Annotated in this window: 8 protein-coding genes and 1 pseudogene; 6 read left to right on the forward strand and 3 right to left on the reverse strand. The window is 70.2% G+C overall.

Annotation, left to right across the window (positions count from 1 at the left end):
• Nucleotides 1-5: 5 nt before the first annotated feature.
• The 3 genes from FBF36_RS05650 to FBF36_RS05660 all read left to right on the forward strand — a co-directional run bounded on the left by FBF36_RS05650 (nt 6) and on the right by FBF36_RS05660 (nt 6,189).
• Nucleotides 6-1,292, forward strand: coding sequence for a hemolysin family protein (locus FBF36_RS05650; protein ID WP_138137266.1), 1,287 nt, complete (start codon nt 6-8; stop codon nt 1,290-1,292).
• A complete protein-coding gene (gene era / locus FBF36_RS05655) occupies nt 1,285-2,463 on the forward strand; it encodes a GTPase Era (protein WP_009397851.1) in 1,179 nt (392 codons plus the stop codon). Before FBF36_RS05650 ends, era begins: the two co-directional genes overlap by 8 nt.
• A 153-nt stretch (nt 2,464-2,616) precedes the next feature.
• Nucleotides 2,617-6,189 carry a proline dehydrogenase family protein gene (locus tag FBF36_RS05660; RefSeq protein WP_138137268.1) on the forward strand — a complete coding sequence of 1,191 codons (3,573 nt, stop codon included), beginning with the start codon at nt 2,617-2,619 and terminating at the stop codon, nt 6,187-6,189.
• Between the two features lie 103 nt (nt 6,190-6,292).
• Here FBF36_RS05660 and FBF36_RS05665 read toward each other — a convergent pair whose 3' ends face one another.
• Genes FBF36_RS05665 through FBF36_RS05675 form a run of 3 tightly spaced genes read right to left on the reverse strand, consistent with a single transcriptional unit; the run spans nt 6,293 to nt 8,204 of the window.
• Nucleotides 6,293-6,517: a helix-turn-helix transcriptional regulator gene (locus FBF36_RS05665; protein WP_009397847.1), complete on the reverse strand. Its 225-nt coding sequence runs from the start codon at nt 6,515-6,517 to the stop codon at nt 6,293-6,295.
• Between the two features lie 2 nt (nt 6,518-6,519).
• Nucleotides 6,520-7,356: an ABC transporter permease gene (locus FBF36_RS05670; RefSeq protein WP_034493228.1), complete on the reverse strand. Its 837-nt coding sequence runs from the start codon at nt 7,354-7,356 to the stop codon at nt 6,520-6,522.
• Nucleotides 7,353-8,204, reverse strand: coding sequence for an ABC transporter ATP-binding protein (locus FBF36_RS05675; protein ID WP_009397845.1), 852 nt, complete (start codon nt 8,202-8,204; stop codon nt 7,353-7,355). Before FBF36_RS05675 ends, FBF36_RS05670 begins: the two co-directional genes overlap by 4 nt.
• Before the next feature lie 373 nt (nt 8,205-8,577).
• Between FBF36_RS05675 and leuA the strand changes: the two genes are divergently transcribed.
• The 3 genes and pseudogenes from leuA to uppS all read left to right on the forward strand — a co-directional run bounded on the left by leuA (nt 8,578) and on the right by uppS (nt 12,002).
• Entirely contained in the window at nt 8,578-10,359 is a 1,782-nt protein-coding gene (gene leuA, locus FBF36_RS05680; RefSeq protein ID WP_034493225.1) for a 2-isopropylmalate synthase, read from the forward strand.
• A gap of 22 nt (nt 10,360-10,381) precedes the next feature.
• Nucleotides 10,382-11,130, forward strand: a pseudogene (recO, locus tag FBF36_RS05685) (DNA repair protein RecO).
• Between the two features lie 2 nt (nt 11,131-11,132).
• Nucleotides 11,133-12,002 (forward strand): polyprenyl diphosphate synthase, encoded by an 870-nt coding sequence (gene uppS, locus FBF36_RS05690; RefSeq protein WP_034493230.1) that lies wholly within the window; start codon nt 11,133-11,135, stop codon nt 12,000-12,002.
• Nucleotides 12,003-12,050: the final 48 nt, after the last annotated feature.

Here is a 12,050-nt window from a genome sequence, read left to right on the forward strand (position 1 = left end):
CCCGCGTGACCGGCATCCCCACCGCCGCGCTCATCGCCTGCGCGGTGATCGTCCTGGCCCTGGGGGCCCTCCTATCAGCCGGCGAGTCCGCCCTGCTGCGCTTCACCCGGGCCGCCGCCGACGACCTCATCGAGGAGGGCCGCCGCGGCGCCGCCAGGGTCCGCCGCCTGGCCGAGCACCGCACCCGGGTCCTGGGCGCCCTCAGCGTCGCCCGCGTCGCCGTCGACATGCTCGCCGCCGTCCTCATCACCCTGGCCGCCTCCGGGCTCGTGCGCGCCTGGTGGCAGGTCCTGGCCCTGGCCCTGCTGGCCAACATCATCCTGCTGGGCGTGGTCGTCGGCCTCTCCCCACGCACCTACGGCCGGCGCAACCCCGCCGGCACCCTCCTCGCCCTGGGGGGCCTGCTCACCTGGGTCGACGTCCTGGCCGCCCCGCAGCGCCGGCTCGTCTCCCGCACCCGCCGCCCCGAGTCCGCCCCCACCGACGCCGAGACCCGCGAGGCCGTCAACGAGGACCTGCGCGAGATGATCGACGAGATCGGCGAGACCGACACCATCGAGGACGAGGACCGCGAGATGATGCGCTCGGTGGTCGAGCTCGGCCAGACCCTCGTGCGCGAGGTCATGGTCCCACGCACCGACATGGTCACCATCGACGCCCACAAGCCCGCCTCCGCAGCCATGCGCCTGTTCATCCGCTCCGGCTACTCACGCGTCCCCGTCATCGGGGAGGACGCCGACGACGTGCGCGGCATCCTCTACCTCAAGGACGTCCTGCGTCGCCTGGCCGCCCACCCCGAGCACGAGGCCCTCGCCGTGGCCGGATTCGTCCGCGACGCCGAGTACGTCCCCGAGACGAAACCCGCCGACGACCTCCTGCGCGAGATGCAGACCGGCCGCTTCCACATGGCCCTGGCCGTCGACGAGTACGGCGGCACCGCCGGCCTGGTCACCATGGAGGACCTCCTGGAGGAGGTCGTCGGCGAGCTCACCGACGAGCACGACCCCGAGCTGCCCGAGGTCGTCGAAGTCGCCCCCGGCACCTACCGCGTCCCCGCCCGACTCGCCCTGGACGAGCTCGGCGAGCTCTTCGACCTCGAGATCGACGACGACGACGTCGACACCGTCGGCGGCCTGCTCACCAAGGCCATCGGCCGCGTCCCCCTGCCCGGCGCCGCCGGAGACACCCAGGGCGTCCACCTCCAGGCCGAGGAGGCCACCGGCCGCCGCCGCCAGGTCTCCACTATTCTCGCCTCGCGCACCCCCGCACCCGAAGAGGACACCGATGACTGACACCGCCGACCACACCGCCCCCGCAGCCCGCGACGACCAGCCCCAGGCCCCCGAGGAGCTCCTGGCCGAGTCCCTCGAGATGCCCGCACCCGGCCCCGCCCCGGCCGGCTTCCGCTTCCCCACCGACGCCGAGCTCATGGACGGCCCCAACCCGCTCACCGACCCCGACGACGAGGACGACGACGTGGACGAGAGTGCCGACACCGCCGACACTGCCGACTCGGCCCGCGTCGAGATCGTTGTCCCCGACTTCCCCGAGGACTTCCGCGCCGGCTTCGCCTGCATCGTGGGTCGCCCCAACGCTGGCAAGTCCACCCTCACCAACGCCCTGGTCGGCGCCAAGATCGCCATCACCTCCGGGCGCCCCCAGACCACCCGCCACAACGTGCGCGGCGTCATCCACCAGGACAATGCGCAGATCGTCCTGGTCGACACCCCCGGTCTCCACCGCCCCCGCACCCTGTTGGGCAAGCGCCTCAACGACTTGGTGCGCGAGACCCTCACCGACGTCGACGTCGTCGTCTTCTGCGTCCCCGCCAACGAGAAGATCGGCCCGGGCGACCGCTTCATCACCCGCGACCTCGCCGAGCTGCGCACCCCCGTGGTCGCCGTGGTCACCAAGGCTGACACCGTTACCCGCGAGGCCCTGGCCGCACAGCTCCTGGCCGTCAGCGAGCTGGGGGAGTGGGCCGACATCGTCCCGGTCTCAGCCCAGCGCAACGAGCAGATCGACGTCCTCAAGGAGGTCCTGCTCAAGTACATGCCCCTGTCCCCCCCGCTGTACCCCACCGGCGAGATCACCGACGAGCCCCAGCAGGTCATGATCGCCGAGCTCGTGCGCGAGGCCGCCCTGGAGGGCGTGCGCGACGAGCTGCCCCACTCCCTGGCCGTCGTCGTCGACGAGATCGCCGACCCCGACGACGAGCGTGAGGTCGGCCGCATCAAGGGCGCCGGAGGTCGTCTCCAGGTGCGCGTGAGCCTCGTCGTCGAGCGCGACTCCCAGAAGGCCATCATCATCGGCAAGGGAGGGCGGCGCCTCAAGGAGGTGGGCGTCACCGCCCGTAAGGGCATCGAGGAGCTGCTGGGGCGCAAGGTTTACCTCGACCTGCACGTGCGCACCGCCAAGGACTGGCAGTCCGACCCCAAGGCCCTGGCCCGCCTCGGTTTCTGAACCCCTCCGCGCTGCGAGCGGAGGGGTGCGGACGGTATCTGGGACGGGAACGTGCGACACCAGGCGACTCGACATCCGAATCAGTCGCGCACAAGGGGTGCTGTCACGCACACTTGGAAGGTCCAATACCACATCGACCTGGAGACCAAACGCATGACGAACAACGCCGTTCCCAGTCAGCCCCGTACCGACGCAGGTAGCGCAGGGCGCCGCTGCCCCGACGACCTGTGGGCGCTGGGTGAGAGAGCCGTCGCCCGAGCACGCCGGTGGGCTGACGAGTCGGCCTCCGAGCCGGTACCGCGTTCGGCCAAGCTTCTCTCCGGCATCCTCTCCGACCCCGAGGGCCTGACATTCACCACCCGCTTCGTCGACGACGTCGTGCGTCCCACCGACCTCGACGTCGCCAGCACCGCCCTCAAGCGCCTCTCCTCAGGGCGCACCGACTTCCTGCCGCCCGCCCTGGCCGGTGCCATGGGACTGGGCTCGGCCGCCTCCCGTCTCGCCCCGCGCACCGTCACCGCCGTCGCCCGTCGTGTCTTTCGCGAGATCGTCGGCGACCTCGTCGTCGACGCCACCGACAAGGGACTCGGGCCCGCCCTCGCCCGCCTGCGCAAGGGCGGCAACCGCCTCAACGTCAACCTCCTGGGCGAGGCCGTCCTGGGGGAGAAGGAGGCGGCCCGCCGCCTGGCCGAGGTCTCCCGCCTTGTCACCCGCGAGGACGTCGACTACGTCTCGGTCAAGGTCTCCGCCGTCACCGGCCCCCACAACCCCTGGGGCTTCGAGGAGGTCGTCGCCCACGGCGTCCAGGCCCTCCTGCCCCTCTACCGCCTGGCCCGCGACCACGGCGCCTTCCTCAACCTGGACATGGAGGACTACAAGGACCTCGACCTGACCATCGCGGTCTTCACCGCGATCCTCGACCAGGAGGACATGCGCGGCTACGAGGCCGGCATCGTCCTGCAGGCCTACCTGCCCGACTCCCTGGGCGCCATGCAGCGCCTCCAGGAGTGGGCCGCCAAGCGTGTCGCCTCCGGCGGCTCACGAGTCAAGGTCCGCATCGTCAAGGGCGCCAACCTGTCCATGGAGAAGGTCGACGCCGAGATCCACGGCTGGGAGCTGACCACCTGGCCCTCCAAGCAGGCCACCGACACCAACTACAAGCGCATGCTCTCCTGGGCGATGACGCCCGAGCGCACCCGCAACATCCGCCTGGGCGTAGCCGGCCAGAACCTCTTCGACATCGCCTTCGCCTTCGAGCTGCGCGCCGCACGCGGCGTCGAGGACAGCGTCGAGTTCGAGATGCTCTCCGGCATGGCCACCGGCATCCAGGAGGTCGTCCGCCGCGAGACCGGCCACCTCCTGCTGTACGTACCCGTCGTCGACCCCCACGAGTTCGACGTCGCCATCTCCTACCTGGTGCGCCGCCTGGAGGAGAACGCGGCGCCGGAGAACTTCATGTCCGGCGTCTTCGACCTGGCCAGCAACGAGCAGATCTTCGCCCGCGAGCGCGACCGCTTCCTGGCGGCCCTCTCCGACCTCGACCCGGATGCCCCGGTGCCGGTGCCCAACCGCACCCAGAACCGGCTCGCCGAGCGGGAGGCGGGCATTCCGAAGGAGACCGGGACAGTGGCCGAGCGTGCCAGGAGGTCCTTCGTCTCCGAGTCCGACTCCGACCCGGCCCTGGCCGCCAACCGCCAGTGGGCCCGGGATATCGCCGCCGCCATCCCGGGCTCCACGCGGGGCGTGGCCGAGGTGGAGGCAGGCGCCGCCCGTCTGGCCACGAATGCCTCGGTGGACTCCCTCGTGGCCGCGACGGCCGAGGCCGCCGGAGTCTGGCAGTCCCTGGACCCGGAGGAGCGGGCCGCCGCCCTGCACCGTGTCGGCGACGTCCTGGCCGCCCGGCGCGCCGAGCTCATCGAGGTCGCCGGCTCCGAGGCCGGCAAGACCATCGACCAGTCCGACCCCGAGGTCAGTGAGGCCATCGACTTCTGCCACCACTACGCCGAGTCCTCGCTGCTCCTGCACGACCCGGAGTACATGGTCGGGGCCCGCTTCGCCCCGGTGGACGTCACCGTGGTCGCCTCGCCCTGGAACTTCCCGGTGGCCATCCCCACCGGGGGAGTGGCCGCGGCCCTGGCGGCCGGCAGCGCCGTCATCCTCAAGCCCGCCCCGCCGGCCCGACGCTGCGCGGCCGAGCTCGTGCGCGCCTTCCACGACGCCGGGATCCCCGAGGACCTCGTGGTGCTCGCCCCGCTGGAGGACGGCGACGTCTCACGCCACTTGGTGACCCACAAGGACGTCGACCGCGTGGTCCTCACCGGCTCCTACGACACGGCCCGCCTCTTCCGTTCCTGGAAGCCGGACATGCACCTGCTGGGGGAGACCAGCGGCAAGAACGCCATCATCGTCACCCCCTCGGCCGACCCCGACATCGCCGTGCGCGACGCCGTCTACTCGGCCTTCGCCCACGCCGGCCAGAAGTGCTCGGCCTCCTCCCTGCTGGTCCTGGTCTCCTCGGCCGGAAACTCCGAGCGCATCGCCCGCCAGCTCGTGGACGCCACCGCCTCCCTGCGGGTCAGGCTCCCGCTGTCGCTGGACTCCCAGATGGGGCCCGTCGTCGTGCCCGATGACGAGAAGGCCGTGCGCGGCCTGACCACGCTGGGGGTCGGCGAGCACTGGGTCCTCAAGCCCCGCTACCTCGGTGACGGCCTGTGGACCCCGGGCATCCGCGCCGGGGTCGTGCCCGGCAGCGAGTTCCACCTCACCGAGTACTTCGCGCCGGTCATCGGCGTCATGCGGGTCGACACGCTCGAGGAGGCCATCGAGGCGGTCAACGCCGTCGACTACGGGCTCACCTCCGGGCTCCAGACCCTCGACGCGGCCGAGCTGGCCGTCTGGCTCGACTCGATCCAGGCCGGCAACATCTACGTCAACCGCGGCATCACCGGGGCCATCGTGCGCCGCCAGCCCTTCGGCGGCTGGAAGCGCTCGGCCATCGGCTCGACGACGAAGGCCGGCGGTCCCTCCTACCTGCTGGGACTGGGGGACATCGAGCCCGCAGACGGCCAGGACGTGAAGGAGCCTGCGGGCCAGGGCACTGCGGCGCTGGACCCTCGCGTGGCGAGCCTGTGCGACGCCGTCAGCGGTCAGCTGGGCGAGGACGACCTGGCCGGGCTGCGCCGCGCCCTGGTGGCCGACGCCTCGGCCTGGAGGAGCGCCTACGGCGCCAACCGCGATGTCACGGCACTGGCCTGCGAGCGCAACGTGCTGCGCTACCGACCCACTGACGTCGTCGTGCGCGCCGGGTCTGGAACCGAGCCGGCCGACGTCGTGCGCGTCATGGCGGCCGGCGTGCGCGCCGGAGGGTTCATCAGCCTGTCGGTGGCCGACCGTCTGCCCCAGCCGTTGCAGAACGCGCTGCTGGCAGCAGGCGTCCAGGTGACGGTCGAGGACCAGGACACCTGGGACGCCCGCCTGGCTGAGCTCTCCGCCTCCGGCGGGCTGGGAACGCGTGTGCGCATCCTCGGCCCACGTGAGGAGACCTCGGCCGCCCGCTGGAGCCAGGCCAGCCGGGTGACCGGCGGGAGCCCCGACATCGCCCTGTACACCGGGGCCGTGACGGCCTGCCCGCACTCCGAGCTGCTGCCCTTCCTGCGCGAGCAGGCTGTGGCCATCACCAACCACCGCTTCGGCACCCCGCTGGACCTGGCCGAGGGCCTCCTGTAGGCCGGTCGGCGCCAGGACACAGACACCCCGCCGAACCGAGTAGTCGGGTGGTGCCCTCCCCAGACGGGGAGGGCACCACCCGACTACGATGAGTGGCAGCGTTTTACGTCAGGCGGGGGAACTCCTCCAAGGAGAAGACCGACTCCACGGCCACGTCGAAGTAGCGGGCGATGCGCAGGGCCAGGTGCAGTGAGGGGGCGTACTCCCCGCGCTCGAGGTAACCCACCGTCTGGTAGTGGACGCCGAGGGCCTCAGCGAGCTCTCGGCGACTCACCCTGCGGTCGGCACGCAGGACCGCGATCCGGTTGTGGACGACGTCGTCGGACATGGTCACAGACCGGACTGGGAACGAATGGTGGACTGCACGCGCGCCAGACTACCGATCGTCTCCTTGCGGAAGCTGCGTCGCACGATGAACGAGGCCCCTGCGAAGCCGAGGACTGTCCATGCCACCAGGACCCCGACGGCAAGCGCCGGGGAGAAGGCTCGGCCCACCTCCCACGAGGGGTCACCCACCAGCACCCAGCGGGTCAGGTGCCCCGACCAGTAGGTGGGCAGTACCAGCTGAACCGCCTGCACCCAGGACGGGAGGCGGTCCATGGGCATGAAGAAACCACTCGTTCCGACGAGGGCGAAGATGGGCAGGTAGGAGGCCATGAAGCTGTAGGCGCCGCGAACGAAGGTGCCCACGAGGAAGCCCAGCGGGACCGTCGCAATAGCCGACAGCGCTATGAGTGGCAGGCAGGCCAGCACCTGGGACGTACTCACGGGCAGCGCCTCAACGAACAGGGCTCCCCCGAGAAGAATGGCACCCTGGAAGACCAGGGTCTGAGTGATCGAGGACATCGTCTTACCGATTGCCCACGCAAGCGGGCCGCGGGGCAGGACGCGCACCCGCAGCAGGGCACCACCGATACGGTCGATGTAGGTCTCGCTGGCGATCTGGAGGGTGATGAAGCAGCTGATCGTGCCGATGCTGCTGGCGAGGAACATGGGGCCGAAGGTTGCGTGGGCCTCGGCGTTCACCTGGGTGTTCCTGCCGACGACCACGATGGCGCTTAAGGATGCCAGCAGCGCGACGCTCATTCCGACAATACCTGCTCGAAGATCGGTGGCCGCCTGTCGGGAGGCTGCGCGCAGAACTGCCAGGACGGTGTGAATGCTCATGCTCGGGCCTCCTTGCTGACGAGGGAGAGGTAGGTCTCCTCCAGGGTGGGACGGGTGATGGTGAGCCCGGTGATGTGATCGAGATCAAGCTCCTTGACGAAGCGCTCGGGGGAGTGGGTGGAGTGGACGTGGCGGGTGCCGTCCTGGACCCAGGTGATCTCGGCGCCGCGGTCAAGGCGCTCGCGCAGCGCCGTGACCGTGCCGTCGGCAAGGATCCGCCCCTCGTTCATGATGAGCACCCGAGAGGCCAGGTGCTCGGCCTCGGCCAGGTCATGGGTGGTCATGATGATGGTGGCGTCATCGTCGACCCGGGCCAGGATGAGATCGTGCAGGCGCGCCTTCGAGACCGGGTCCAGTCCGGTCGTCGGCTCGTCCAGGATGAGGATCTCGGGTGAGGCCATGAGCGCGGCCGCGAAGTCAATGGTGCGTCGCTGCCCGCCGGAGAGCCGTGACAGCCGGGAGCCGGCCTTCTCGCTGAGCCCGACGGCGTCGAGCACCTCGTCGACGCTGCTCACCCGGCTTGTCGCCGTCAGCTGGACCGAGCGGATCCACTCCAGCTGGTCCCTCACCCGCCACTTGGCGTGATCGGTCCAGCTCTGCTGCACCAGTCCGATCCGCGCCCAGAAGTCGGCGCCCGCCCGGCGCGGATCGGTGCCGAGCACGCGCACCCTGCCGCTGGTCGGCATCAGTGAACCCAGCAGGTTCTCCACGAGCGTCGTCTTGCCCACGCCGTTGGGGCCGAGCAGGCAGACGACCTCTCCGGCCTCGACCGACAGGTCGATGCCACGCAGCACCGGGGTGTCCCCGTAGGAGAACTCGAGGTTCTCCGTGGTGATGACTGGAGCCATCGCACAAATCCTCCTGAGTAGAGGCGTAACTGAATATAGTAGAGATACTACATCATGACGTTGGTGTTCGTCGGATTGAGAGTGTGGCCTGCGGTGGAGCTCCTTCGGCCTCCGTCTCACACTGCGGTCCCGTGCGGCCGTCCTACCTGACGATGGGGTGTCATCGGGGTAGGGTCTACGCCGTGCGAGCGACTCCAGGCCACCAGGTGAGCCTCCTGCTTAGTCGCCGCGGCGGGGCCTGACAGGCCGGCACCCCGACCGCGGCTGGCTCGTTCTGCTCGGCCACGTTCGCGGCCGCGTTCCTCAGGAGTCAGACGAGTCTTCCGGGAACCGCCGTCGGAACCACGAAGCACCTGATCCCAGGAGAACCCCGATGCGTAACGCCCGCCCCGCCCCCCAGCAGCCCTCCGGTATGCCGTTTGCCAAGTACCGGCCCTTCCTCGACGTCGCCACCATCGATCTGCCCGACCGCACCTGGCCGGACAAGCGCATCACCACCGCCCCCCGTTGGCTGAGCACCGACCTGCGCGACGGCAACCAGTCCCTCATCGAGCCCATGGGGCCCCAGGCCAAGCGCGCCGTCTTCGACCTGCTTGTGACCATGGGCTTCAAGGAGATCGAGATTGGCTTCCCGGCCGCCTCTCAGACCGACTTCGACTTCGTGCGCTCCCTGGTGGACGACGGTGCGATCCCCGAGGACGTCACCATCTCGGTACTCACCCAGTCGCGCGGCGACCTCATCGACCGCACCCTGGACGCCTGCGTCGGCATTCCGCGGGCCACCGTCCACCTCTACAACGCCCTGTCACCCATCTTCCGTGACGTCGTCTTCCGTATGGACCGCGACCAGGTCCGCGAGCTCGCCGTCGACGGCACCCGCCAGATCATGGCCCGTGCCGAGAAGGTCCTCGACGAGGACACGGTCTTCGGCTACGAGTACTCCCCGGAGTTCTTCATCGACACCGAGCTCGACTACAGCCTCGAGGTCTGCGAGGCCGTCATGGACGTCTGGGAGCCTGACGGGGACCGCGAGATCATCCTCAACCTGCCTTCCACCGTCGAGCGCGCCACGCCCAACGTCTACGCCGACCAGATCGAGTGGATGAGCCGACACCTGTCTCATCGCGACTCGGTGTGCCTGTCACTGCACAACCACAATGACCGCGGCTCGGGCGTGGCCACTGCCGAGCTCGGCCTCATGGCCGGCGCCGACCGCGTCGAGGGCTGCCTGTTCGGCCACGGCGAGCGCACCGGCAACGTGGACCTGGTGACCCTGGCCCTCAACCTCTTCAGCCAGGGCGTCGACCCCATGCTGGACCTGTCCGACATCGACGAGGTCCGCCGCATCGTCGAGCGGGCCACCGGCATGGACGTGCCCCCGCGCACCCCCTACGCCGGCGAGCTCGTCTACACCTCCTTCTCCGGCTCCCACCAGGACGCCATCAAGAAGGGCTTCGCCGCGCGCACCACGCAGGTCAACGCCAAGAAGGCCGAGGGGCTGTCCGACGCCGAGGCCGAGATCGCCGTCCCCTGGGCCATGCCCTACCTGCCCATCGACCCCCACGACGTGGGCCGCTCCTACGAGGCCGTCGTGCGCGTCAACTCCCAGTCCGGCAAGGGCGGGGTCGCCTACCTGCTGGGCACCACTCGCAAGCTCGAGCTGCCGCGCCGCCTCCAGATCGAGTTCTCCCACATCGTCCAGCGCCACACCGACACCTACGGCGGTGAGGTCGACGGCGCCCGCCTGTGGTCGATCTTCGCCGACGAGTACCTGCCCGCCGCGGCCGCCCCCGAGGCCGAGCTCAGCCGCTGGGGCCGCTTCGAGCTGCGCGGGGCCACCCTGACCTCCACCGGTGACGACAAGGACTCCACCCTCACCGTCACCCTGATCGACGGCGGCCAGGAGAAGCACCTGACCGCCGCCGGCAACGGCCCCCTGGACGCCTTCGTCACCGCTCTGGAGAGCACAGGCCTGAGCGTGCGGATCCTCGACTACGCCGAGCACGCCCTGAGCGAGGGACACGACGCGAAGGCCGCCAGCTACGTCGAGTGCGAGGTCGACGGCCAGGTCCTGTGGGGCGTGGGCATTGACCCCTCCATCACCACCTCCTCCTTCAAGGCCGTCATCTCCGCCATCAATCGCGCCCTGCGCTGAGGGGGCGTGAGAGACTGCGCCCGTGACGAGCAGGCTGTACCGGGATGAGGCGATCATCCTGCGCACCTACAAGCTGGGCGAGGCCGACCGCATCATCGTGATGCTCACCCGCCACCACGGCCAGGTGCGTGCTGTGGCAAAGGGGGTGCGCCGCACCACCTCCCGCTTCGGTGCCCGCCTGGAGCCCTTCTCCATGACCGATGTCCAGCTCCACGCCGGGCGCAGCCTCGACGTCGTCACCCAGGCCGAGATCATCGACCCCTTCGGTCGGGCCGTGAGCGCCGACTACGCCATGTTCACCTGCGCCTCGACCATGGTGGAGACCGCCGAGCGCCTCAGTGCCGACGACGGAGACCTGGGCACCGAGGCCAGCCCCCAGCAGTACCTGCTGCTGGCCGGGGCCCTGGCCGCCATGTCCCACCGGCGCCACGCCCCCGGACTCATCCTGGACTCCTACCTGCTGCGGGCCCTGGCCCTGGGGGCTGGGCGCCCTCGTGCTATGACTGCGCCCTGTGCGGTGCACTCGGACCGCACAGGGCCTTCCATGTGCAGGCCGGCGGCGCGGTGTGCGAGTCCTGCCGCTCGGCCGGCGCCGTGGAGGTCGAGCCGGCCACGATGGTGCTCCTGGGGGCCCTGCTCACCGGCGACTGGGCCGTGGCCGACGCCTCCGGCCAGCGCGAGCGCTCGCAGGCCTCCGGGCTCGTCTCGGCCTACACGACCTGGTACCTGGAGCGGCGCCTGCGCTCCCTCGCACTGGTGGAAAGAGCATGACCATGACAGACGTCACCAGAGACATGACGGTCGAGGCGGCTCCGCCCCTGCACCGGCCCGGCCTGACCCCGCCCGTGCTGCCGGCCGCCTCCCTGCCCCAGCACGTCGCCGTCGTCATGGACGGCAACGGGCGCTGGGCCAATGCCCGCGGCCTGCCCCGCACCGAGGGCCACCGGGTGGGGGAGGCCAATATGCTCGACGTCGCCGCCGGCGCCATTGAGATCGGCGTGAAAGAGCTGAGCGTCTACGCCTTCTCCACTGAGAACTGGCGGCGCTCACCCGGTGAGGTCCGCTTCATCATGGGCTTCGCCCGCAAGGTCCTGCGCGTCCAGCGCGATGTCCTCAACTCCTGGAACGTCAGGCTGTGCTGGGTCGGTCGCACCCCGCGCCTGTGGAAGTCCGTCCTGCGTGAGCTGCGTGAGGCCGAACGCGTCACCGCCCACAACACGGGCCTCACCCTCAACCTGTGCATCAACTACGGCGGGCGCGCCGAGATCGCCGACGCCACCCGAGCCATCGCCGAGGACGTGGCCGCCGGCCGCCTCAAGACCTCCTCCGTCAACGAGAAGACCATCCAGCGTTACCTCTACTCACCCACCATGCGGGACGTGGACCTGTTCATCCGCACCGGCGACGAGCAACGCACCTCCAACTTCCTCATGTGGTCCTCCTCCTATGCCGAGCTCTACTTCTCGCCCCTGGCCTGGCCCGATTTCAACCGCACCGAGCTGTGGAGGGCCTGCGAGGCCTACGCCGGACGCGAGCGCCGCTACGGCGGCGCCGTAGACAAGGTGCTGCACGAGGAGCCCGCCGATACCGAGGACCCGGAGGACGACGAGGCTGACGAGGAACCGCACCACGACGGGCAGTAGTCGGCCGCCCGGCACCACCGGATCGGGGCCACCAGGCGGATCAGGACA

Source organism: Actinomyces sp. oral taxon 171 str. F0337 (assembly GCF_005696555.1).
Lineage (GTDB): Bacteria > Actinomycetota > Actinomycetes > Actinomycetales > Actinomycetaceae > Actinomyces > Actinomyces oris_E.

Excerpts from the sequence above, each read along its gene's own strand:
- era (WP_009397851.1), top strand. The coding sequence starts at position 1,285 with ATGACTGACACCGCCGACCACACCGCCCCCGCAGCCCGCGACGACCAG.
- FBF36_RS05660 (WP_138137268.1), top strand. The coding sequence starts at position 2,617 with ATGACGAACAACGCCGTTCCCAGTCAGCCCCGTACCGACGCAGGTAGC.
- FBF36_RS05665 (WP_009397847.1), bottom strand. The coding sequence starts at position 6,517 with ATGTCCGACGACGTCGTCCACAACCGGATCGCGGTCCTGCGTGCCGAC.
- FBF36_RS05670 (WP_034493228.1), bottom strand. The coding sequence starts at position 7,356 with ATGAGCATTCACACCGTCCTGGCAGTTCTGCGCGCAGCCTCCCGACAG.
- FBF36_RS05675 (WP_009397845.1), bottom strand. The coding sequence starts at position 8,204 with ATGGCTCCAGTCATCACCACGGAGAACCTCGAGTTCTCCTACGGGGAC.
- leuA (WP_034493225.1), top strand. The coding sequence starts at position 8,578 with ATGCGTAACGCCCGCCCCGCCCCCCAGCAGCCCTCCGGTATGCCGTTT.
- uppS (WP_034493230.1), top strand. The coding sequence starts at position 11,133 with ATGACAGACGTCACCAGAGACATGACGGTCGAGGCGGCTCCGCCCCTG.